22 protein-coding genes and 1 pseudogene are annotated in these 20,961 nt (G+C 65.5%); 13 read left to right on the plus strand and 10 right to left on the minus strand.

From position 1 onward, the window contains the following. Nucleotide 1 precedes the first annotated feature (1 nt). Together BJA_RS16335 and hydA are read left to right on the plus strand one after the other, a co-directional pair. Entirely contained in the window at nucleotides 2–739 is a 738-nt protein-coding gene (locus tag BJA_RS16335; protein WP_011086078.1) for a maleate cis-trans isomerase family protein, read from the plus strand. Further along, nucleotides 700–2,160, plus strand: coding sequence for a dihydropyrimidinase (hydA, locus tag BJA_RS16340; RefSeq protein WP_011086079.1), 1,461 nt, complete (start codon nucleotides 700–702; stop codon nucleotides 2,158–2,160). Before BJA_RS16335 ends, hydA begins: the two co-directional genes overlap by 40 nt. Nucleotides 2,161–2,205: 45 nt before the next feature. On the opposite strand, the pseudogene BJA_RS44010 reads toward hydA, so the two are convergent. The 6 genes and pseudogenes from BJA_RS44010 to BJA_RS16370 all read right to left on the minus strand — a co-directional run bounded on the left by BJA_RS44010 (nucleotide 2,206) and on the right by BJA_RS16370 (nucleotide 7,826). Further along, nucleotides 2,206–3,041: pseudogene (locus BJA_RS44010) on the minus strand (ABC transporter substrate-binding protein). A gap of 71 nt (nucleotides 3,042–3,112) precedes the next feature. Continuing rightward, nucleotides 3,113–3,601: a MaoC family dehydratase gene (locus BJA_RS16350; protein WP_011086081.1), complete on the minus strand. Its 489-nt coding sequence runs from the start codon at nucleotides 3,599–3,601 to the stop codon at nucleotides 3,113–3,115. 9 nt (nucleotides 3,602–3,610) lie between these two features. Next, a complete protein-coding gene (locus BJA_RS16355; RefSeq protein ID WP_011086082.1) occupies nucleotides 3,611–5,194 on the minus strand; it encodes an acyl CoA:acetate/3-ketoacid CoA transferase in 1,584 nt (527 codons plus the stop codon). Between the two features lie 16 nt (nucleotides 5,195–5,210). After that, nucleotides 5,211–6,353, minus strand: coding sequence for an acyl-CoA dehydrogenase family protein (locus BJA_RS16360; RefSeq protein WP_011086083.1), 1,143 nt, complete (start codon nucleotides 6,351–6,353; stop codon nucleotides 5,211–5,213). A gap of 15 nt (nucleotides 6,354–6,368) precedes the next feature. After that, the gene (locus BJA_RS16365; RefSeq protein ID WP_011086084.1) at nucleotides 6,369–6,737 is read right to left on the minus strand and encodes a tautomerase family protein; all 369 of its coding nucleotides are present in this window, start codon (nucleotides 6,735–6,737) and stop codon (nucleotides 6,369–6,371) included. Nucleotides 6,738–6,740: 3 nt separating this feature from the next. Beyond that, complete coding sequence (locus BJA_RS16370) at nucleotides 6,741–7,826, minus strand: LacI family DNA-binding transcriptional regulator (protein WP_011086085.1); 1,086 nt, start codon at nucleotides 7,824–7,826, stop codon at nucleotides 6,741–6,743. Between the two features lie 184 nt (nucleotides 7,827–8,010). On the opposite strand from BJA_RS16370, the gene dapA reads away from it, so the two are divergent. From dapA to BJA_RS16425, 11 genes are all read left to right on the plus strand, one after another. Then, nucleotides 8,011–8,919 (plus strand): 4-hydroxy-tetrahydrodipicolinate synthase, encoded by a 909-nt coding sequence (dapA, locus tag BJA_RS16375; RefSeq protein WP_028172098.1) that lies wholly within the window; start codon nucleotides 8,011–8,013, stop codon nucleotides 8,917–8,919. Nucleotides 8,920–8,933: 14 nt separating this feature from the next. Beyond that, nucleotides 8,934–10,124, plus strand: coding sequence for a CaiB/BaiF CoA transferase family protein (locus BJA_RS16380; RefSeq protein WP_011086087.1), 1,191 nt, complete (start codon nucleotides 8,934–8,936; stop codon nucleotides 10,122–10,124). Then, on the plus strand, nucleotides 10,121–11,284 hold the full coding sequence (locus tag BJA_RS16385; RefSeq protein ID WP_011086088.1) for an acyl-CoA dehydrogenase family protein: 1,164 nt from the start codon (nucleotides 10,121–10,123) through the stop codon (nucleotides 11,282–11,284). Before BJA_RS16380 ends, BJA_RS16385 begins: the two co-directional genes overlap by 4 nt. Before the next feature lie 11 nt (nucleotides 11,285–11,295). Continuing rightward, nucleotides 11,296–11,703: a MaoC/PaaZ C-terminal domain-containing protein gene (locus BJA_RS16390; protein ID WP_011086089.1), complete on the plus strand. Its 408-nt coding sequence runs from the start codon at nucleotides 11,296–11,298 to the stop codon at nucleotides 11,701–11,703. 3 nt (nucleotides 11,704–11,706) lie between these two features. After that, entirely contained in the window at nucleotides 11,707–12,138 is a 432-nt protein-coding gene (locus tag BJA_RS16395) for a MaoC family dehydratase (protein WP_011086090.1), read from the plus strand. 8 nt (nucleotides 12,139–12,146) lie between these two features. After that, complete coding sequence (locus tag BJA_RS16400; RefSeq protein ID WP_236842210.1) at nucleotides 12,147–13,088, plus strand: dihydrodipicolinate synthase family protein; 942 nt, start codon at nucleotides 12,147–12,149, stop codon at nucleotides 13,086–13,088. An 11-nt stretch (nucleotides 13,089–13,099) separates the two neighbouring features. Then, complete coding sequence (locus BJA_RS16405; RefSeq protein ID WP_038966021.1) at nucleotides 13,100–13,402, plus strand: DUF4286 family protein; 303 nt, start codon at nucleotides 13,100–13,102, stop codon at nucleotides 13,400–13,402. A gap of 121 nt (nucleotides 13,403–13,523) precedes the next feature. Continuing rightward, the gene (locus tag BJA_RS16410; RefSeq protein ID WP_011086093.1) at nucleotides 13,524–14,360 is read left to right on the plus strand and encodes an ABC transporter substrate-binding protein; all 837 of its coding nucleotides are present in this window, start codon (nucleotides 13,524–13,526) and stop codon (nucleotides 14,358–14,360) included. 19 nt (nucleotides 14,361–14,379) lie between these two features. Beyond that, nucleotides 14,380–15,111 carry an amino acid ABC transporter permease gene (locus BJA_RS16415; RefSeq protein WP_011086094.1) on the plus strand — a complete coding sequence of 244 codons (732 nt, stop codon included), beginning with the start codon at nucleotides 14,380–14,382 and terminating at the stop codon, nucleotides 15,109–15,111. Then, a complete protein-coding gene (locus BJA_RS16420; protein ID WP_011086095.1) occupies nucleotides 15,108–15,899 on the plus strand; it encodes an amino acid ABC transporter ATP-binding protein in 792 nt (263 codons plus the stop codon). Before BJA_RS16415 ends, BJA_RS16420 begins: the two co-directional genes overlap by 4 nt. A gap of 26 nt (nucleotides 15,900–15,925) precedes the next feature. Continuing rightward, on the plus strand, nucleotides 15,926–16,858 hold the full coding sequence (locus tag BJA_RS16425) for a dihydrodipicolinate synthase family protein (protein WP_038966023.1): 933 nt from the start codon (nucleotides 15,926–15,928) through the stop codon (nucleotides 16,856–16,858). Nucleotides 16,859–17,068: 210 nt separating this feature from the next. Here the strand turns inward: BJA_RS16425 and BJA_RS16430 are convergent, their stop codons facing one another. Genes BJA_RS16430 through BJA_RS16445 form a run of 4 tightly spaced genes read right to left on the minus strand, consistent with a single transcriptional unit; the run spans nucleotide 17,069 to nucleotide 20,961 of the window. Continuing rightward, nucleotides 17,069–18,373 (minus strand): LLM class flavin-dependent oxidoreductase, encoded by a 1,305-nt coding sequence (locus BJA_RS16430; protein WP_011086097.1) that lies wholly within the window; start codon nucleotides 18,371–18,373, stop codon nucleotides 17,069–17,071. A 4-nt stretch (nucleotides 18,374–18,377) separates the two neighbouring features. After that, complete coding sequence (locus BJA_RS16435; protein WP_011086098.1) at nucleotides 18,378–19,136, minus strand: ABC transporter permease; 759 nt, start codon at nucleotides 19,134–19,136, stop codon at nucleotides 18,378–18,380. Continuing rightward, complete coding sequence (locus tag BJA_RS16440; protein ID WP_011086099.1) at nucleotides 19,133–19,948, minus strand: ABC transporter permease; 816 nt, start codon at nucleotides 19,946–19,948, stop codon at nucleotides 19,133–19,135. Before BJA_RS16440 ends, BJA_RS16435 begins: the two co-directional genes overlap by 4 nt. Beyond that, nucleotides 19,945–20,961: an ABC transporter substrate-binding protein gene (locus BJA_RS16445; protein WP_011086100.1), complete on the minus strand. Its 1,017-nt coding sequence runs from the start codon at nucleotides 20,959–20,961 to the stop codon at nucleotides 19,945–19,947. The genes BJA_RS16440 and BJA_RS16445 overlap by 4 nt, the downstream gene beginning before the upstream one ends.

Consider the following 20,961-nt stretch of genomic DNA (forward strand, 5'->3'; position numbering starts at 1 on the left):
TATGGTCATGCGCAAGCGTCTCGGCATGATCACGCCATCGTCCAACTCGGTGCTCGAGCCCGTCACCAGCGCCATGCTGCATGGCGTGGCCGATGTCACCGCGCATTTCTCACGCTTCCGCGTCACCGAGATTGCGCTGGACGCCGCCGCGCTGAGCCAGTTCGACGCCTCGGTGATGCTGCCGGCGGCGGACCTGCTGGCGGATGCGAAAGTCGACGCCATCGCCTGGAACGGCACGTCCGCAAGCTGGCTCGGCATCGGCCGCGACAGGAACCTTTGTGAGGCGATCACGGCGCGCACAGGCGTGCCCGCGACGACGTCGACGCTCGCCTGCATCGATGCCGCCCGGGCGCTCGGTGCCAAACGCGTCGGCCTGGTCTCGCCCTATACGGACGACGTGCAGCGGCGGATCGCAGAGGTGTGGGCCGAGGAGGGGATCGCCCCGCGTGCCGAGCGGCATCTTGGACTGCGCGACAATTTTTCCTTCGGCGAGGTCGCGCCGGCGACGATTGCGGGTATGATCCGCGCGGTGGCGGCGGAAGGATCGGATGCGATCGTCATCCTCTGCACCAATCTCGACGGGGCCGCGCTGGCCGCCTCGCTGGAGCGGGAACTGGATATCGCCGTGCTCGATTCGGTCGCGGTCACGCTGTGGCGGACCCTGAGCCTTGCCGGCGGCGACATTGCGGCTCTTGCGGAATGGGGCCGGATATTCCAGACAATGTCAGCCATCAAGTGACGGAGACATCAGTGACGCAGCTCGATCTCGCCATTCGCGGCGGCACCATCGTGACGGCCAGCGACGAGTTCCGCGCCGATATCGGCATCCGTGACGGCCGCATCGTCAGCATCGCCGATCATCTCGAGGGCGCGGCGCGCGAGATCGACGCGACGGGCCTGCTGGCACTGCCGGGCGGCATCGACAGCCACGTCCACATCTCGCAAGCCTCCGGCCCTGACGTGGTGATGGCTGACGACTTCGCCTCGGCGACGCGCGCGGCGGCCGCCGGCGGCAACACCATGGTGCTGCCCTTTGCGCTTCAGGAGAAGGGCACCTCGCTGCGGACCTGCGTCGAGAACTACCGCAAGCTCGCCGAAGGCGAGTGCTACATCGACACCGCCTTCCATCTCATTATCTCCGATCCGACCGCGGTCGTGCTCGGGCAGGAACTGCCGGCCCTCGTCAAGGACGGCTACACCTCGTTCAAGGTGTTCATGACCTATGACGACCTCGTGCTCAGCGACAAGCAGTTGCTCGAGGTCTTCGACGTCGCGCGCCGCGAGGAGGCGCTGGTCATGGTCCATTGCGAGGGCTACGACGCCATCCGCTTCCTGACCACCAAGCTGGAGCGCGAGGGCCATATCGCGCCCTATTATCACGGGGTCTCGCGGCCGCAGGCGGTCGAGCGCGAGGCGACCCATCGCGCCATCAGCCATGCCGAAATCGTCGGCGTCCCCATCATGATCGTCCATGTCTCCGGCCGTGAGGCGATGGAGCAGGTGCGTTGGGCTCAGCAGCGCGGATTGCCTGTTCATGCGGAGACCTGTCCGCAATACATCACGCTGACGGCCGACGACATGAAGGGCCTGAACATGGACATTACGGGCGCGAAATACGTCTGTTCGCCGCCGCCGCGCGATGCCGAAAGCCAGCAGGCGATCTGGGAGGGCATTACATCAGGCGTGTTCCAGACCTTCTCGTCCGACCACTGCCCGTTCCGCTACGACGACCCGAAGGGCAAGCTGACACCGAATTCGCGCACCTCGTTCCGCTGGGTGCCGAACGGCATCCCCGGTGTCGAGACGCGGCTGCCGATCCTGTTCTCCGAGGGCGTGTCGAAGGGAAGGATCAGCCTACAAAAATTCGTCGAGCTGACCGCGACCAACCATGCGCGCATCTACGGCCTCTATCCGCGCAAGGGCTCGATCGGTGTCGGCTTCGATGCCGATATCGTGCTGTGGGACCCCAAATTGAAGAAGCCGATCCAGCAGGCCGATCTGCATCACGGCGCGGACTACACGCCGTGGGAGGGCTTTGACGTCACAGGCTGGCCCGTCACCACGGTTGCCCGCGGCCGCGTGGTGTACGAGCACGGCAGGATCGTCGGCGACAAGGGCGCGGGCGAGGTGCTGAGCCGCGGCAAGTCCAGCCTGGTGTGATCCTCACACGATGTGAGGATCACATCGGGTCGGCGATCTCCGCCGTCAGTTCGTCGGTCCGTCGCCGCGGATGGCGAATGTCGTGGTTTTCAGCTTGGTCATGCCGAACTTGTCGAACAGCTTGTCATAGGTGCCGTCAGCGCGGATCGCGGTGAGCGCATCGGCAACGGCCTGGGCCAGCAGCTTGTCGCGGAAGGCGAGGGTGATGTCGGTGCCGGCGATGTCGCGGACCCAGATCTTTGCGATGCCCTTCTGTTCGAGCGAGTTGGCGGTCTCGTTGATGTTGAGCGCGGCCTCGAGCTGACCGGCACGCAGCGCCGCTGAGGTGGCGGTGACAGTGGTGAAGGTGCGCAGCTCGATCGGCTTCAGGCCCTTGGCCTCCATCGCGGTGCTGAACTCGCGCGCCTTGCGCTCGGTGTAGGTCGCCGATTCCACGCCCACGACGCGGCCGGCGAGATCCTCGAACTTCTCCAGCTTCAGGCTGGAGGAGGGATCGGTGTAGATGCTGATCGCCTGCTGCGCGTAGGGCACGAGGTAGAGCATCTTGGACCGCTCCTCGGTCCAGAACAGGCCGGTGTTGATGGCATCGAAGCGGCCGAGCGCAGCGCCGGGATCATCGGCGGGAAGTCCATGCGCAGAAACACCGGCTCGACGCAGATGCGCTTGGCGATCTCGCGGGCGAGCTCGACATTGAGGCCCTGCAACTCGCCCTTGTCGTCGACGAATTGCTGCGGCGGCAGCGTCGGGTTGATCGACATCTGCCACTTCGGCGCTTCGATCAGGCTCGAGGCCGGCACCTTCGGCGTGCAGGTCTGGGCGCCGGCGGCCTGGGACAGGCCGACCAGCAGGGCGAAGGCGGAGAAGATCTTGAGAAATCGCATCTGAATACTCCGATCAAATCGTGGGTGGCAGAGGAGCCGTTCTCCGGTCCGACGTCTTCTTCATTGTCTCGTCAAATGGCCGCCGTCACGTCGCGATCGGCCTGCCGGGTCAGGATCAGCGAGGTGTGGCGGGCGGTGGTCACCACCTCATCGCGCTGGTTGAGAAGGTCGAGCGTCTCGATGACGATGCCGCGCGCGGGATTTTTGGTCGGCCGCTTCTCGACGAAACGGAAACGCACGCGCAAGCTATCGCCGGCGACGATAGGACCTTTGAATTTGACTTCGTCCCAGCCAAGCGAGGCGACCGAGGTCTCTTCGTACAGCTTCAACTCCGACTTCAGCCCTTCCATCAGCGACAGGCCGAACAGTCCGTGGCCGATCACCGCGGGAAAACCGCGCGACTTCGCATAGCCGGCATCGAGGTGGAGCGGATGATGGTCGCGCGTGACGTCGGCGAAGACTGCGATATCGGCCTCCGTCACGGTGTGCGCGGCGGTCTCGAACTCCGCGCCGAGCGCAATGTCCTCATAGCGGAGATTGATCGGGACGCTGGTGTCCATGCCCAATCCTCAGGCGACCTTGCGCGGCCGCGCCGGCAAGGCCTTGAAGCTCTGCGCGATGCCCATGGGCCCGGAGCGGAAGATGCGCGGATCCATGTCCTTCAGTTGCGGGCTAATGCGCGGCCGAAAGCCCATATGGGCGAGGATGTCCTCCTCCAGGCGGGCGCCCGGCGCGATCTCGGTCAAGGTCACGCTGCCGTTCTCCAGTTCGAACACGGCGCGCTCGGTGACATAGCTGACGTGCTGGCCGCGCTGCGCGGCAAGCGAGGCACTGAAGCTGATCTGACCAACCTGCGGCACAAACTTGCGGAAGGCGCCGTCGCGCCGGATCGCAAGGCGCCCGTTCTCGACGCCGATATCGAACTTGCCACCGGTCATGGTGCCGCTGAAGATCAATCGCTTGGCGTTCTGCGTGATGTCGATGAAGCCGCCGGAGCCGTCGCGGCGATCGCCGAAGCGGGTGACGTTGACGTTGCCGGCCTCGTCCACCTCGGCGAAGGAGAGGAAGGCGCAAGACAGCCCGCCGCCGTCGTAGAAGTCGAACTGATAGGCCTGGTCGAGAATGACGCGCGGATTGATCGCGGTGCCGAATTCGCGCGCATGGCCCGGCACGCCGCCGACCACGCCGGATTCGACCGTCAGCGTGATCAGGTCGGAGATGCCTTCCTCGGCCGCGACGTTCGGGATCATCGCGGAGATGCCGACGCCGAGATTGACGACGTCGCGCGGGCGTAGCTCGAAGGCGGCGCGGCGGGCGATCACCCGGCGCTCGGTCAGCGGATCGGGCGTGATCATCGCCTCGGGCACACGCGTTTCACCGCAGCGCGCCGGATCGTAGGCGGTGCCGTAGGTCTGCATCTGATCGGGCTCGAGCACGATATGGTCGATCAGGAAGCCGGGGATCTTGACCATCTGCGGATGGATCGAGCCGCGCTTTACGATCCGCTTGACCTGGCAGATCACGGTGCCGCCCGCATTGTGCACGGCCTGCGCGATCGAAAGATCCTCGCGCGTCGTACCCTCGTGCTCCATGCTGACATAGCCGTCTTCGTCGGCGGAGGTGCCGCGGATGATGGCGACATCGGGCGGGGCGGGGACGCGGTAGAGCAGCCACGACTGGCCGTGCAGCTCGAGCAGGTCGACCAGCGGAGCGGTGGTGCGCTTGTTCATGCGGCCGCCGTCCTGGCGCGGATCCATATAGGTGTTGAGACCGACATGGGTGAGCACGCCCGGATGTTTCGCCGCCATGGCGCGGCAGAGCTGGCTCATCACGCCTTGCGGAAAATTATAGGCGTCGATCAGCTCGTCACGAACGAGGCGCATGAACGGCACTTGCAAGCCGAAATTGCCGCCGATCACGCGCGCGACCAGGCCTTCATGGGCGAGATGGCAGAGGCCTTTCTCGGTCACGGCGCCGACGCCGGTGATGTTGATCAGGGTCAGATTGTGCGGACCCTGGCCACTGATGAAGCGCTGCTCCAGCGCGTCTAGAATGGCTTCGGCTGCCCCCGTGCCGCCATTGCCGCCGACGATCAGCGTGTCGGCATCGCGGATGAGGCGGGCGGCCTCTGCCGCCGTGATGATGCTCAGCATGATTGCACGCCCCGCATCACGCGGCCTCCTTCTCGACCTGGCGGGCGATGATGAGCCGCTGGATCTGGTTGGTGCCCTCGTAGATCTGGGCGAGGCGGACGTCGCGGAACAGCCGCTCGATGCGATATTCGCGCGAATAGCCGTTGCCGCCGTGGATCTGCAGCGCGTTGGAAACGTGCTTCATCGCCATGTCGGTCGTGAACAGTTTGGCCTGCGCCGCCTCCTTGGCGATCGGCTCGCCGGCATCGTGCAGGCGCGCGGCGTGGTGGATCAGAAGCCGCGCGGCGGCGATGTCGGTCGACATGTCCGCGAGCATGAACTGAACCGCCTGGAAGCCGATGATGGCCTGGCCGAACTGCTTGCGGTCGCGGGCATAGGCGGTGGCGTCCTCGAACGCGGCCTGCGCCATGCCGAGCGCCATCGAGGCCATCATCAGCCGGCTGAAGTTGAAATTGCTCATGGCCATCTTGAAGGCCTGGTTCTCCGGCCCCATCACACTGTCGGCCGGCAGGCGCACGTCGGAGAAGGTGATCTGGCAGTCGTCGAGGCCGTGCATGCCGAGCAGCTCCTCGTTCTTGCCGCGGGCGATGCCGGGCAGGGCGCCGTCGACCAGCAGGCAGGAGATGGAACGGTGGCCCGCCTCGCTGCCGGTGCGCGCGAACACCATGATGCGGTCGGCGACACCGCCGAGCGTCACCCAGGCCTTGGTGCCGTTGAGCCGCCAGCCGTTGCTCTCGCGCACCGCATGGGTGCGGATGCCGGCGACGTCGGAGCCATGGTCGGGCTCCGAGACGGCGGTCGCAGGAATAATGTCGCCGCTGAGAATTTTCGGGATCAGTGCCTTGTGCGCGTCGGTGCCGTGATGGTCGAAGAACAGCACCGCCTCGACGGGGATCGCGAAGGCATTGGCGACTGCGCCGGAGCATCGCGCCAGCTCCTCCATCGCGATGCAGGCCGCGACTGCATCCAGGCCGGCGCCTCCGGCGCCTTCGCGCAGGCAGATGCCGAACAGTCCGAGATCGGCCATGCCCTTGTAGAGCGTGCGGTCGAAGCGGTCCTCGCGGTCGATCGTGGCGGCGCGCGGGAGGATCTCAGCCTCCGCGAAGCGGCGCGCTGTCTCGCGCAGGGCTTTCTGGTCTTGAGAGTAGAAGCGGTCCATGGCGTGCGGCTCCCGTCAATCGCTGGCGAGCTTGGAATCGTGGGAGACCTCGCTGCGGTCGCGATCGAGGAAATAGACCGCGACGTCGTCGCCGGGCACGCCATAGGCGCTGCATACGCCGCGGGTCAGCGCGATGGCGGCGGCGCGGCGCTCGGCCTCGCTGCGGCGGAACGCATGCACCTTGAGCAGGATGCGCTGGCCGGTGGCCTGCGCGCCGAACGTGCCGGCATGGGCGTAGTCATCGGGCGCAATGTTCAGGAAATAGAGCGTGACCGTATCAGCGGTGACGCCGAACGCCGACATCAGGCCGTCGGTCACGGACTTCGCCAGCGCAGCCTTGCGCTGGTTTGGGGCTTGCGGGGCGAGCACTTCGACATAGGGCATCGATCAGACCTTCGCGGATTTGGCCGCAGATGATTTGGATGAAGATGATTTGGACTTCGCGGATCTCGCAGGGGGCGGGGCATCGAACTGGCGGCAGGAGTCGCGCTTGATCAGCCGGGCGCCGACGCGATATTCGCGAACGCCGTCATTGCCGTTGCCCTTCGCATCCATGCGTTGCAGCAACCGGTCGACGGCGAGATTGGCGAGATCGCGCGCGCCGTTGTCGACGATGCTGATGGCGGGGCGATGCCATTCGAACCACGGCATGTCCTCGTAGCAGAGCAGCGAGAGGTCGTCGGGGATCGCGATGTTCCGCTCCGCCGTCACGCGCAGCACGCCGAGCGTTGCCTCGTGGTTGGCCACGAAGATCGCGCTCGGCGGGCGAGGGAGGTCCAGCAGCTTGCGGCAGCCCGTCGCACCGGTCTCGGGGACGAAATGGCCGGCGTGAATCAATGTGTCGTCCTTGGCGATGCCGGCCTCGCGCAGCGCGCGGACATAGCCGGACAGTCGCTCGCGGCCGGACGTCGTGTCCTGGCGGCCGACGATCAACCCGATGCGCTTGTGGCCGAGCTCGATCAAATGGCGTGTGCCGAGATAGGCGCCTTGCGGATCGTCGGCGAGCACGGTCTCGAGATCGGTTGCGTCGTCGCGCCGCACCAGGCAGACGATCGGGACGTCCTTCGCCAACGCCTTGAGCTGCGGGCCGTTCTTGCCGGTGGGCACCACGATCAGCCCGTCGATACGATGGTCGACCAGCGTGGTGAGGGTGTCGCTCTCCTGCTGCGGATCGTCGCCGCCGATGCACAGAAGCATCTGATAACCCAGCGCCTTCAGGCGCGCCTGCACCACTTCGGCCATCACCTGGAACGAGGCGTTGGTGAGGTTGTGAACCAGAAGCGCGACGAGCCGCGATTGTCCGGTCTTCAGTCCGCGCGCGATGGGGTTCGGCCGATAGCCTAGCTCGCGCGCGATGCGCGTCAGGCGCTGCTGCGTGCGCTCGCTGGTCAGACCGGTTCCCGTCAGTGCGCGCGAGGCGGTACTGACCGAAACGCGGGCCGCCTGTGCCACATCTTTGAGCGTGACGGTCATCAAACCTGCCGATAGACTGCAATCGATTGCAGAAACGCTATGAGCTTATTCCACGCGGATCAAGCTCAAAAAGTGGATGGTGTTGCCCAATGCAGAGCCATTTATGCAAACGATTGCATAAGGCGTGCGGATATTCCGCAGGCGGCACCCATCGCCTGAATTCACCCGAGCACCCGGCAGTTCCCTGATGAAGACGTTCCGCGGCACCTACACCGTCATGATCACCCCGTTCACGGCAGCGGGGGAGGTCGATGTCGCAGCCTTGCGCGCCTTCGTCGACTGGCAGATCGCGGAGGGCATTCATGGGCTGATCCCGCTCGGCTCGACCGGCGAATTCCTGTCTCTCGACGACGACGAGAAGGCGCTGGTGGCGGAGGTCGTCATCGGCCAGGCCGCGGGGCGCGTGCCCGTGCTGATCGGCACCGGTGCGGAGGATACGCGCGAGGTGGTTCGCCTCAGCCGCCGTGCCGAAAAGCTGGGCGCCGACGGCGTCATGATCATTCCGCCGTTCTATTCGACGCCGACCGACGATGAGCTCGTCCATCACTACAAGACGGTGGCCGACGCGATCGCGCTGCCGATCATGGTCTACAACAACCCGGCGACCGCCAATGTCGATCTCAAGCCACAGCTCGTGGCGCGCATCGCCGAGATTGACAACTGTCTCTATATCAAGGAGTCGACGCTGGAGGTGACGCGGGTGCGCGACATCATCCGGCTCTGCGGCGACAGGATGACCGTGTTCGGCGGCATCCTCGGCTTCGAATCCTTCGTCGAGGGCGCGCAAGGCTGGGTCGCGGTGGCCTCCAATGTGGTGCCGTCCGAGATGGCGCGCATCTTCAGCCTCGTCGCAGACGAGGGCGCCATCAAGGAGGCGCGCGAGCTCTATCTGAAATATCTGCCGGTGATCGAGTTCGTCGGCGGCCAGGCCTATGTCGCCGGCAGCAAGGCGCTGCTCGGCCATATGGGCCTTGCGGTCGGCGGCCCGCGCCCGCCGCGACTGCCGCTGCCGGCCGCACAGGACGCGGCCGCGCTGGCGCTGGTCAAGTCGTTCGGTCTGGCGTGGCGCGGCGCGTCCATTGCAGCCGCTTAAACCAGGTGTGATCGATGAACCTGCTCGATGGCGTCAAGATCCTCAGCTTCAATCATTACCTCGCGGGCCCGCTGGCCGCACAGACGCTCGCCGATCTCGGCGCCGACGTCATCGCGGTCGAGCCGATCGAGGGCGCGTTTCAGCGCAACTGGGCGGTGGCCAATCATTTCGTCGCGTGTGATAGCGTCAATCACCTGGCGACCGGGCGCAACAAGCGCAGTCTCGCCGTCGATCTCAAGCATCCCGACGGCATCGCCGCGGTGAAGAAGCTGGTCGCGACCGCCGATGTCGTGATGGAAAACTTCCGGCCGGGCACCATGGCCAAGCTCGGCCTCGGCTACGACACTCTCAAGGCGATCAACCCCGGCCTGATCTATGCGGTGGCGACCGGGTTCGGATCGGAAGGTCCCTACAAGGATCGTCCCGGCCAGGATCTGCTGCTCCAGGCGATGTCGGGCCTTGCGATGCGGACGGGGCGGGCGGACGGCGAGCCGACCGCTGTCGGCGCGGTGATCGTCGATCAGCATGCGGCCTCGCTCTATGCCATGAGCATTCTCGCCGCACTGTTTGCCAGGACCAGGACGGGGAAAGGGCAGCTCGTCGAGGTCAACCTCTATCAGGCCGCCCTCGATCTCCAGGTCGAGCCGCTGACCGCCTGGCTCAATGGCGCGCCGTCGCCGACGCCACGCGGTCCGGCCGGAATTGCCGCCTGGTTCAGCCCCGGGCCTTACGGCATTCATGCGACGGCCGACGGCCATCTCGCGATCTCCATGGCGGCGCCCAAGGCGCTCGCGGCAGGGCTTGACTGCGAAGAGTTGAAGCGGTTCGGCGAGGCCGACAGTTTCTCGAAGCGCGAGGAGATCACGCGGATCGTCGCGACGCGTCTGAAGCAGAAGTCGACGGCCGATTGGCTGCCCTCGCTCGAGGCGGCGCGGATCTGGCACGCGCCGGTGCAGGATTATCGCGACCTCGAGGCCGATCCCCAGCTCAAGCATCTCGGCGTGTTCAAGAGCGCCGAGAGTGCCGGCGGCGCGCAAATCCGGATGGTGGCGCATCCCGCTCGCTATGACGGCCGGACGCCGGAGGTGCGGCTGGTGCCGCAGCGGCTAGGTGCGCAGACGCGCGAGGTGCTCGGCGAGATCGGCTACGGCGCTGCCGACATTGACGCGATGATCGCCGGCAAGGCGGTGGGAGTGGCGCGATGATCGACTTTTCAATCCCTGAGGATACGCGCCTGCTGGTCGACACCGTCCGCCGTTTCGTTGAAACAGAGGTGCAGCCGCTCGAAGACGTGGTGGAGCAGACGGCCAAGGTGCCGCCCGATGCGCTGGCGGTGACCAAGGCCAAGGCGCAGAAGCTCGGTCTTTATGCCATGAACATGCCGGCGGATGTCGGCGGCGGCGGGCTGTCCTGCGTCGAGCACTGCCTCGTCGAGGAAGAGTTCGGCAAGACCTCCGATGCGTTGATCCGCCGCGTGTTCGGCCAGGTCTATCCGATGCTGATGGCCTGCAAGGGCGATCAGGTCGAGCGTTATCTGCTGCCGACGGTGAAGGGCGACAAGATCTGCGCCATGGCGATCACCGAGCCGGGCGCCGGCTCCGACGCCGCCTCGATCAGCACGACCGCGCATCTCGAGGGCGACCAGTGGGTGCTCAACGGCACCAAGCATTTCATCAGCGACGGCGACATCGCCGATTACGTGATCCTGATGGCGCTGACCGACAAGGAGAAGCGCGCGCGGGGCGGCATCACGCTGTTTCTGGCCGATCGTGGCACGCCTGGCTTCAAGGTCGCACGCACGCAGCCGATGATGGGCCACCGCGGCTATGGCCACGCCGAGCTGGCCTTCGAGGACTGCCGCATTCCGAAAGCGGCCGTGCTCGGCGAGGTCGGCGGCGGGTTCAAGCTGATCATGCAGAGCGTGCTCCAGATCCGTCTCGCCCATATCGGGGCGCGTGCCGTCGGCATGGCGCAGCGTGCGCTCGAGATGATGCGCAAGCATGCCGGCGAGCGGCGTCAGTTCGGCCAACTCATCGGTGACTTCCAGATGGTGCAGAAACTCATCGCCGATTCCGCCACCGAGATCTTCGGTGTCAAGATGATGGTGATGAACGCCGCCTGGGACATCGATCAGGGCCGGGATGCGCGCGACAAGGTCTCGATGATCAAGGTCGCGGCCTCCGAGATGCAGGGCCGCGTCGTGGACCGCGCCATCCAGGTGTTCGGCGGCATGGGCTTCAGCAAGGACCTGCCGCTGGAGCGCATGTATCGCGACGCGCGCGTCACCCGCATCTATGACGGCACCTCCGAAATCCACCGCATGCTGGTGGCGCGCAGCACCATCAAGAATGGCTTGCAGCTCTAGGGAAACGACCGATGTCTCACGCACCTCTCAAGCCCGGCGCCGTCTTCGCCTTCCGCAAGACCATGACGGTCGCGGAGCAGGCGATGTTCACCGGCATCAGCGGCAATTTCGGCGGTCTCTATGTGGACGCCGTCCGCGCCAGGAAGGCCGGCGCCTCCAACATGGTCGCCTTCGAGCTCGCGGTCGGCGGCCTTGCCACGACCTGCCTCAGCCAGCTCGGCGGACCGACGCGGCGGATCGGCAGCATCGCGCTGAACTTCGCTGCGCCGGTGATTGTCGGCGAGTCCGTCGAGGCCAAGGCCGAGATCGTCTCGGTTGCCGGTGATGACGCGGTCTGCCGCGTCACCTGCACGCTGTCGCCCTCGGGGGCGACCGTGGTGGACGGCACCGCGACGCTGGTTCCGTTCGCGAAGGGCTGAGCCATGTACGAGCCGAAATCCTTCGACGATCTGAAGGTGAACGACAGGGTCAGCCTCAGCAAGACCATCACCGAGGCGGATGGTGCGCTCTATATTGCTGCGACCGGCGATTTCGGCCCTGTTCATGTCGACGAGGTCTACGCGGGCGCAACGCGCTTCGGCCGCAGGCTGGCGCCCGGGATCATGGTCGCCGGCCTCTGCACCAGCATCCTCACCAGCGAACTGGTCGGCACGATCGGCGTCTCTGTCGAGGACCGCTTCTGGTTCACCGGCCCGGTGTTCTACGGCGACACGCTCACCTTCGACGTCTGGATCGCCGAGCAGCACGACGAGACCCGCACCATCATCTGGGAGGCGAGCGCCCGCAACGAGGGCGGCCTCGAAGTGCTGAAGGCGCGCGCGAGCCTGAAATTTCCACGGCGGAAACCGTCATGAGCAAGCCGATGAGGAAACCTGACCTGCGCGGCGTCACGGTCGCGACCGTGCTGCCCTTCAAGGACGACAGCTCGATCGACTGGGACGGCTACGCTCGCGTGCTCGACTATTGCGCCTGTCCGGACGGAATCGCGGCCGTGTTCGTCAACGGACATGCCGGCGAGGGCGGGTCGCTCTCGGACGACGAGCGGCAGGCGGTGATCGAGCGGACGCGCAAGCACATCGGCGGCAAGCCGCTGCTTTCAGGCATCATCGCGCATTCCACCGCGGAAGCGATCCATCAGGCGCAGCTCGCGGAAGCGGCCGGCGCCGATTGTGCCGTGTTGTTCCCGCCGGCGCCGCTTGGTGGCGGTGCATCGGCGACCTCGCGAGCACCGGTGGCCTTCGTGCAGGCGGTCAGTTCCGCCATCGGCATTCCAGTGTCGATCTTCCAATATCCACTGGCGTCCGGATTTGGCTACTCACCGGAGACGCTGGCGAAGATCGCAGCGCTCGACGGCGTCATCGCCATCAAGGAGGGCAGCGACAGCATCTTCGCCTATGACGAGAATCGCCGGGCGGTGAAGCGGGCCGATCCCTCCGTTGCGATCCTGCCGTCGAACTTCAACTGGTTCCTGCCGCAGCTCGCCATCGGCGGCGACGGCATTCTCTCGGGCCTCGTCAGCCTCGCGCCGGATCTGTTCGTCGCGCTTTGGCAGGCGGCGCTCGCCGACGATCTCACCGCGCTGCGCGCGGTCAACGAGCGGCTCTATCCAATCGTCCGCGCGATCTATGGCCCGGCGCCGATCATGGACATGCACACGCGCATGAAAGTCGGGCTCAAGGCGCTCGGCTTGATCGGCAACGCCGATCCGCGGCCGCCGCTGCTGCCGGTCGTTCCGGCGTTGTGCGACGCCATCGCAACGACGCTCGGTGCGGCGCGCGCGACCGGCGACATTCGTCTGGCGTGAGGGACGAACCCATGGCCGACGAAGCCTTCATTCACATCGTGCGGGTCGACATCGATCCCGAGCACGAGGCCGCGTTCAACGCCTGGTACGAGCAGAGGCATTTTCCTGATTTGCTCGCCTGTCCCGGCTGGCTGTCCGCAAAGCGCTTCGTCTCGATCGGCGACGGGCCGAAATACGCCGCGATGTACGAAGTCGCGGGACGATGGGCGTTCGAAACGCCGGAGTTCCTGAAGGTGAAGGGCTTCGGTCCGTTCGAATCCCTGGTGAAGAACTTCATGCGAATCCAGCTCAAGCCGACGTCGGGACCGACTTGAGGGGGCGAAGACGATGCTGCCTGTCGTGTCGTGAGATCCGGCCGGCCGCATCCAACAAACATTGAGGGGAATCCCGGGCGAGGGACTGCATCGGTCATTGGCGTCTTACTGGAGGTATCACATGCTCTCGACACTGCTTCGCCTGAGTGCGGCTGCCGCGCTCGCTTTCGCATCCACGGCTGCGCATGCGGCCTGTACGCCTGGGATTACCGACGACAATCTGATTGCGCCCGGGAAGTTGCAGCTCTCGATCAATCCGACCAACCCGCCGCAGCAATTCGTCGACAAGGACGGCCAGTTGCAGGGCCTCAACGTGGAACTCGCCGCCGAGCTCGGCAAGCGGTTGTGTCTTCCGGTCGAACTCGTCCGGATGGATTTTCCGGCGATGATACCGGCCATGGCCGCGGGCCGCATCGACGGCATCGACACCGGCATGTTCTGGACCGAGGAACGTTCGAAGCTGATGTACATGGTGCCGTACGCCATTCAGGCGATTTCGGTCGTGGTTGCGCCCGACAGCGGCACAAAAATTGCTACCGAAAATGATCTGATCGGAAAAACATCCGCCGTCGAGGTCAGCACCTACCAGATGAATTGGCTCAAGAAGCTCAGCGATGCGAGCGTGGCGAAGGGCGGCGCAGCCGTCGAGATGCGGACCTTCCCCACCGCCACCAACGTCGTCAGCGCGCTGCTGGCCGGGCAGGTGGACAACGCGCTGCTCGTCGACAGCGTGGCGCGTGATCTCACCGGCCGTGGTCGCGTGAAGGAAGTATTGAGCGGGCTCGGCACGGCGCGTACCACGCTCGGTTTCCGCAACAAGACGGTGGTCGATGCCGTCGTCAAGGCGCTGAACGCCATGCGTTCCGACGGCAGCTACCAGGCGCTGTTCGACAAGTTCGGCCTGACCAGCATGCCGGCCGATCAGCCGCTTGCGATCGCCGGCCCGGGTCCGGCCTGATACCTACGGAGACGAGCCGATGAGCCATTTCAGTCCGACGGCCGCCGTCAACTACTTCTTCAACTACTTCCTGATGAAGGGGGTGCTCGTCACCATCGGCCTGACGGTGGCGGCGGTCATCGGCGGATTGATCCTCGGCATGGGCATCGCGTTGATGCGCATGTCGTCCAACCCGGTGCTGTCGGGCGCGTCGCGCTTCTACATCTGGTTCTTCCGCGGCACGCCGCTGCTGATCCAGCTCGTGGTGATCTACAGCGGCTTGCCGCAGCTGGGGATCAAGTTCTCCGTTATCACCTGCGCGCTGGTCGGCCTGATCCTCAACGAGGCGGCCTACCTCGCCGAGATCGTGCGCAGCGGCTTCATGGCCGTTTCGGCGGGACAGCGCGAAGCCGCCTGGGCGCTCAGCCTGTCGCCCTGGGTGACGTTCCGCCGGGTGACCCTGCCGCAGGCGTTCCGGCTGATGATCCCGCCGCTCGGCAACTCCATCAACTCGCTCTTGAAGGCGACGTCGCTCGCCTCGGTGATCTCGGTCGAGGAGCTCATGCGCCGCAGCGACATGCTGATGCAGGAGCATTTCCAGATCCTTGAAGTCTATGCGGCGGCCACGGCCTATTACCTGATCCTCACCTCGGTCTGGGATGCGGTTCAACGCCGGCTGGAGAAGCACTTTGGTCGGTCGAGCGCTGCGAAGTCGAGGCGCGTCGCGGCGAGGGCGCCGGTTGCGCAGGCGAGCGTGGAGGCCCGGGCATGAGCGAGATATCGATGAATGCGGCTAGCGGCGTCGAAGGTGCAACGCAGCTCCGCGATGTGCCTGCGGTTCGCATGGAGGCCGTCTACAAGCACTATGGCGACTTCACCGCGTTGAACGAGGTCGATCTCAAGGTCGCCAAAGGCGAGAAGATTGTGGTCTGCGGTCCCTCCGGCTCGGGCAAGTCGACGCTGATCCGCTGCATCAACCACATCGAGAAGCACGACGAGGGCCTGATCTACGTCAACGGCGTCGAGCTCGATCGCCAGCGCAAGAACATCGACGCGGTCAGGCGCGACACCGGCATGGTGTTCCAGAGTTTTAATCTGTTTCCGCACATGACCGTGCTGGAGAACTGCATCCTGGCCCCGATGACCGTGAACAGCATGAGCGAGGCAGAAGCCAAGGACCTCGCCATGCATTTCCTGACAAAAGTCCGCATTCCGGACCAGGCCGAAAAATTTCCCGGGCAGCTCTCGGGCGGCCAGCAGCAGCGCGTCGCCATCGCACGCGCGCTGTGCATGCGGCCGAAGATCATGCTGTTCGACGAGCCGACCTCCGCGCTGGACCCCGAGATGGTCAAGGAGGTGCTGGAGACCATGAAGAAGCTCGCGGAGGAGGGTATGACCATGCTGTGCGTGACGCACGAGATGGGCTTCGCCCGCGAGGTCGCCGACCGCATCGTGTTCATGAACGAGGGCAAGGTCGTGGAGCAGGCCGCACCGGAGGAGTTCTTCCAGCATCCGAAGTCCGAACGGGCGCGGACGTTCCTCGACCAGATCATCCATTAGCGGGCGCGGCTGCGGTGTCCGGCGAGATGACGCAAACATTCAGCGATCGCCTTCGCGGCATTCATGCCGCCACGATCGTGCCGATGACGGCTGAGTTCGAGATCGATGAGACAAGTCTGGCGGCGCATCTCGCCGCGGTCGCGTCCACGCCGGGCATCAATGGGCTCCTGGTCAACGGCCATGCCGGTGAGAATTTTGTGCTGTCGCTCGCCGAAAAACAGCGCGTGGTGGAGCTGGCGCGCGAGTACGCACCGAAAGACTGCCTGATCGTCTCTGGCGTCAATCACGAATCGAGCCTGGAGGCCGCGCGCGAGGCGGCTGTGCTGGAGCGGGCGGGCGCGGACGGGCTTCTGGTGTTTCCTCCCAACAGCTGGGCGCTCGCACACGCCGATGATTGTGTCATCGCACATCACCGCCATATCCGCGATGCCACCTCCGTGCCGCTGATGCTCTACGCCGCGCCGGTCGGTGCGGGTGCCATGGCTTATGCACCGTCGCTGCTGGAGCAACTGGTTGCCGACCCTCGCTTCGTTGCGATCAAGGAGGGCAGCTGGGAGGTCGCGACGTACGAACAGAACCTGCGGCTGATCCGCAAGCTGCGTCCGGAGTTCATCGTGCTCGGCTCCGGCGACGAACATCTGCTGACAAGCTACCTCGTCGGCTCGGCCGGCAGCCAGGTCAGCCTTGCCTGCGTCGTGCCGGAGCTTGTCGTCAGCCTCTGGAATGCGGCTGAAGCCGGTGATTGGGAGCGGGCGCGGGCCGCGCACGAGAAGCTCTATCCGCTTGCGGTCGCGATCTATCGCGATGCGCCGGGAGGACGCGCGACGGTGCGACTCAAGGCCTGCCTGAAATTGCTTGGGCGTCTCTCATGTGACGCGGCGCGACCGCCGCAGCCGCGGGCAACTTCAAATGAGTTGCGGGCACTCGAGCAAGCGCTGCGGAGCGCCGGCGCGCTCTGAAGCCTGATGGCTTTTGGTTGACTCGATCTCGCGGCGGGATCGGCCACCTCTCCCGCTTGCGGGAGAGGTCGGCGCATTTGCGCCGGGTGAGGGTTCTATCCTCTTGGGGAATCCCACCGCGGAGACACCCTCTCCCCAACCCTCTCCCGCAAGCGGGAGAGGGAGCGTACCTGCCTCGCGGCTCGCAGTCAGACCTGACTTCATCATCTTCTAAGCCGCGAAGAACGGATTGGCCGGCCGCGCAAGGCCGAGGTGATCCCGCAACGTCGTCCCCTCATAGTCCGCGCGGAACAGCCCACGCTCCTGCAGGATGGGTACGACGAGCTCGACGAAATCCTCGAACCCTTCGTGGAAATAAGGCGGCATGACGTTGAAGCCGTCGGCGGCGTGCTGCTCGAACCATTGCTCGAGCGTATCGGCGATGCGCTCGGCCGAGCCGCACAGCACCCAATGGCCGCGGGCGGCGGCGGTGAGATTGTAGAGATCGCGCAGCGTCATGTTCTCGCGGCGGCCCTTGGCGAGCATGACGCTGGCGAAACTGTGATAGCTGTCGGACGGTGCGATGTCCGGGATCGGCCCGTCGAGATCGCAGGCCGACATGTCCCGGCCGAAGCGATCGGACAGGATCGCGAGCGCATTGCTGCCGCTGACAAAGCTCTGGAGCACGTTGAGCTTCTCGAACGCCTCCTTGTCGGTGCGGCCGACGACGGGCATCACGCCCGGCAGCACCGTGACATCGTCGGTCTTGCGGCCGAAGGCCGGCAGCCGCGTCTTCAGCGAGGTGTAACCGGCCTTGGCCTCCTCGAGATCCTGCACCACCGAGAACACGATATCGGCGGTGCGCGCGGCGAGCGCCTGTCCGGCCTCGGAACCGCCGGCCTGGAGCACCACGGGGCGACCTTGCGGGCTGCGGCCGATGTTGAGCGGGCCCTTTACCTTGAAGAAGGCGCCGTCATGGTCGATCGGGCGGAGTTTTGCCGGATCGATGTAGACGCCACTGCTGCGGTCGGCGACGATGGCGTCATCCGCCCAGCCGTCCCACAGGCCCTTGACGACGTCGAGGAACTCGCCGGCCATCTCGTAACGCCGCGCGTGGTCGGGATGGGTGGTGCCGAAATTCGCAGCGGTCGCCGGATTGGCCGTCGTCACCGCATTCCACGCCGCGCGGCCCCTGGAGATGTGGTCGAGCGAGGCGAACACGCGCGCGACCGAGAACGGATCGCTGTAGGTGGTCGAGACGGTGGCGCCCAGCCCGATATGGCTGGTCGAAGTCGCGAGCGCGGCCAGCATCGTCAACGGCTCGAGCCGCAGCGTGTAGGAGGGATGGGCGGCGGCATCGGCATAGAGATTGTCGCCCATGAAGATCAAGTCGAACTTGCCGCGCTCGGCGGTGCGGCCGATCTCCTGGATCGCTGCAAAGTCCTGGAAGCTGTCGACCGCGCCTGGATAGCGCCAGCCGGCGACGTGGCTGCCGGTTCCCAGGATGAACAGGCCGAGATGCATCTGTCGTTTCATGGCGTCATGTCCAGAACAGGATCTTGCGTTCGAGGAAACCGATCAGGCCGAAGAAGGCGAGGCTCGCCGCCGATGCGACGACGATCGCCGCCCAGACCTGGACGAAGTCGATCTGGAGCACGGCCTGGTAGATCACCCAGCCGAGCCCGCCATGCGCGCCGAGCATCTCGGTGACGATCGCGACGATCACGCTGCGCACCGTCGAGACGCGCATGCCCGCGAGCAGCAGTGGCAGGGCCGTCGGCAGGCGCAGGCGCCACAGCACACCGAAGCGGCTTGCGCCAAAACTCTTCATGAGATCGACGGCGCGGCGGTCGACACGGTCGAGCCCGGCCAGCATCGAGAGCAGGATGGTGAAGCTCACCGCCATCGCCACCATCACGATCTTCGAGCTGACGCCGATGCCGAACCAGAGCAGGATCAGCGGCGAATAGCCGACCACGGGCACCGAATTGATCGCGGTGGCCAGCGGCAGGATCGCACTGCGAAGCGCCGGAACCAATGCGATTGCGACGGCGAGGCCGATACCGATCAGGCAGCCGAGTCCGTAGCCGACCAGCGCTTCGAGCAGGGTGTAACCGGCAGCGTCGATGAGCGTCGCGCGCTTGGACCAGAGGCCGGCGAGGATGTCGGTGACGGCGGGCAGGACATAGGCCGGCAGATGCAGTCCGCGCGCCGCGCCTTCCCAACACGCGATCAGCAGGACGGCACCGAGAATACCGCGCTGGACGGCGAGCGAGGGGGAGGCGATCGCGCGGCTCATTGCTCGGCGCTCCAGAACACCAGCCGTCGCTCCACCGCGGCGACCACCGCATAGAAGCCGGTGCCGAGCAGCGCCGCGGCGAGCAGGGCGGCCCAGATCGCGACGACGTTCTCGGTGAACATGGCCTGGAGCAGCAGCACGCCGAGCCCGGTGGTGTCGCCGAACCATTCGCCGACGATGGCCCCGACGAGGCTCAGCGATGCAGCAAGGCGCAGCGCGACGAAGATCTGTGGCAGTGCGGTTGGAAGCTGCAAGCGGAGCAGGAGCTGGCGGTTGGAAGCGCCAAAGCTGTGCATCAAGGCGACCTGCTTGGGATCGACGGTTTCGAGGCCCAGCAGCGTGTTCACCGTCACCGGAAAGAAGGTCAAATAGAACGCGATGATCGCCTTGGCGAGCAGTGTATTGCCAAACCACAGCACCACGAGCGCCCCGAAGGCGATGACCGGAATGGTCTGCGACACCACGAAGATCGGAAACACCATCTCGCGCAGCGCGCGGATGCGGAAGAACACGACGCCCATGAGCACGCCGAACGCCCCGCCCGAAGCAAAGCCGATCAGCGTTTCGGCGAGCGTGCGCAGGAAGCCGTCGACATAGGCGCGAGGCGTCGCCGCGATCGCCATCAGGATCGTGCTGAGGCGCGGCAGGTAATAAGGCCGGATGCCGAACAGCTGCACCGAGCCTTCCCAGATCACCGCCGCAATCGCAAGGCCCAGCAGGAGCCGGACCAGCTTGCGCAACGAAGCCGGCATCGCGATGCGCTGCGCAGCAACCCAGCTCTTGCCAAGCGATGCCGCCGAAGGGCTGCTCACGGCAGCCGGTCCGCCAGCGGAACGCTCTGGATGAAGCTTGCATCATACGCGGCGGCAAGATCCAGCGGCTTGGAAATGACGCCGTACTTCAGGAAGAAGTCGTGGGCGGTCTTGACCGCGTCGGCATCGATCCAGAACATGCCGTTCTTCGCCGCCGTGCCTGCGGTCATCAGGCGCTTTACCTCGGTGAGCATGAACTCCTGCTGCGCGCGGTCGAGCGTCGGAGCCGCGGCCATCACGGTATCGACGGCACCCTTGGGGTCTGCGAAGGCGTCCTTCCAGCCTTTGAGAGAAGCGCGCAGGAACGCCTTGACCAGCTCCGGCTTCTCCTTGGCGGTCGCCTCGGCCACGATCAGCGTGTCGCGCGGGAAGGTGATGCCGTAGTCCTCGGCGACGAAGGTCTTCAAACTGTCCTTCGGCATGCGCGACTGGATGGTGTAGAACTCGTTGTAATAGGTCGCCGTGACCACATCGACGCTGCCGTCGACGAAGGGCGTCACCGAAACCTGCTGCGGCTGGATCTTCAACTCATCCGGCTTGATGCCTTCCTTGGCCAGCATGCCGTTCAGCACATGGTTGGCGCCGGTAAACCAGGTGGTGACGGTCTTGCCCTTGAAATCCTGGATCGTCTTCACCGGCCCGTCCTTGCGGGTGACGAAGATGAACGGGGTGATCTGGTGCGACACGCCGATGCAGACGATCGGCAGTCCCTTGTCGCGCGCCGCGAAGACGCTGTCGGTGCCGCCGGAGAGGCCGAACGTGTCGGCGCCGGTCGCGACCAAGTTTTCGGTGAGCAGGTTGGGTCCGCCGGGATTGATGGTGAGGTCGATGCCCTCGGCCTTGTAGTAGCCCTTGGCCGCCGCAACGTAGAAGCCGGCGAACTGCGCCTGCGGCAGCCATTTCAAGCGCAGGCTGGCCTTCTGCAATTCGGCGGCGGGCGCGGCCGTGACAAGCGAGCCGGTCGCCAGTGCGATGGCGGAGAGGACGGAGAGGGCGTGGCGTCGGCTCAACAT

The organism is Bradyrhizobium diazoefficiens USDA 110, from assembly GCF_000011365.1.
GTDB classification, from domain to species: domain Bacteria; phylum Pseudomonadota; class Alphaproteobacteria; order Rhizobiales; family Xanthobacteraceae; genus Bradyrhizobium; species Bradyrhizobium diazoefficiens.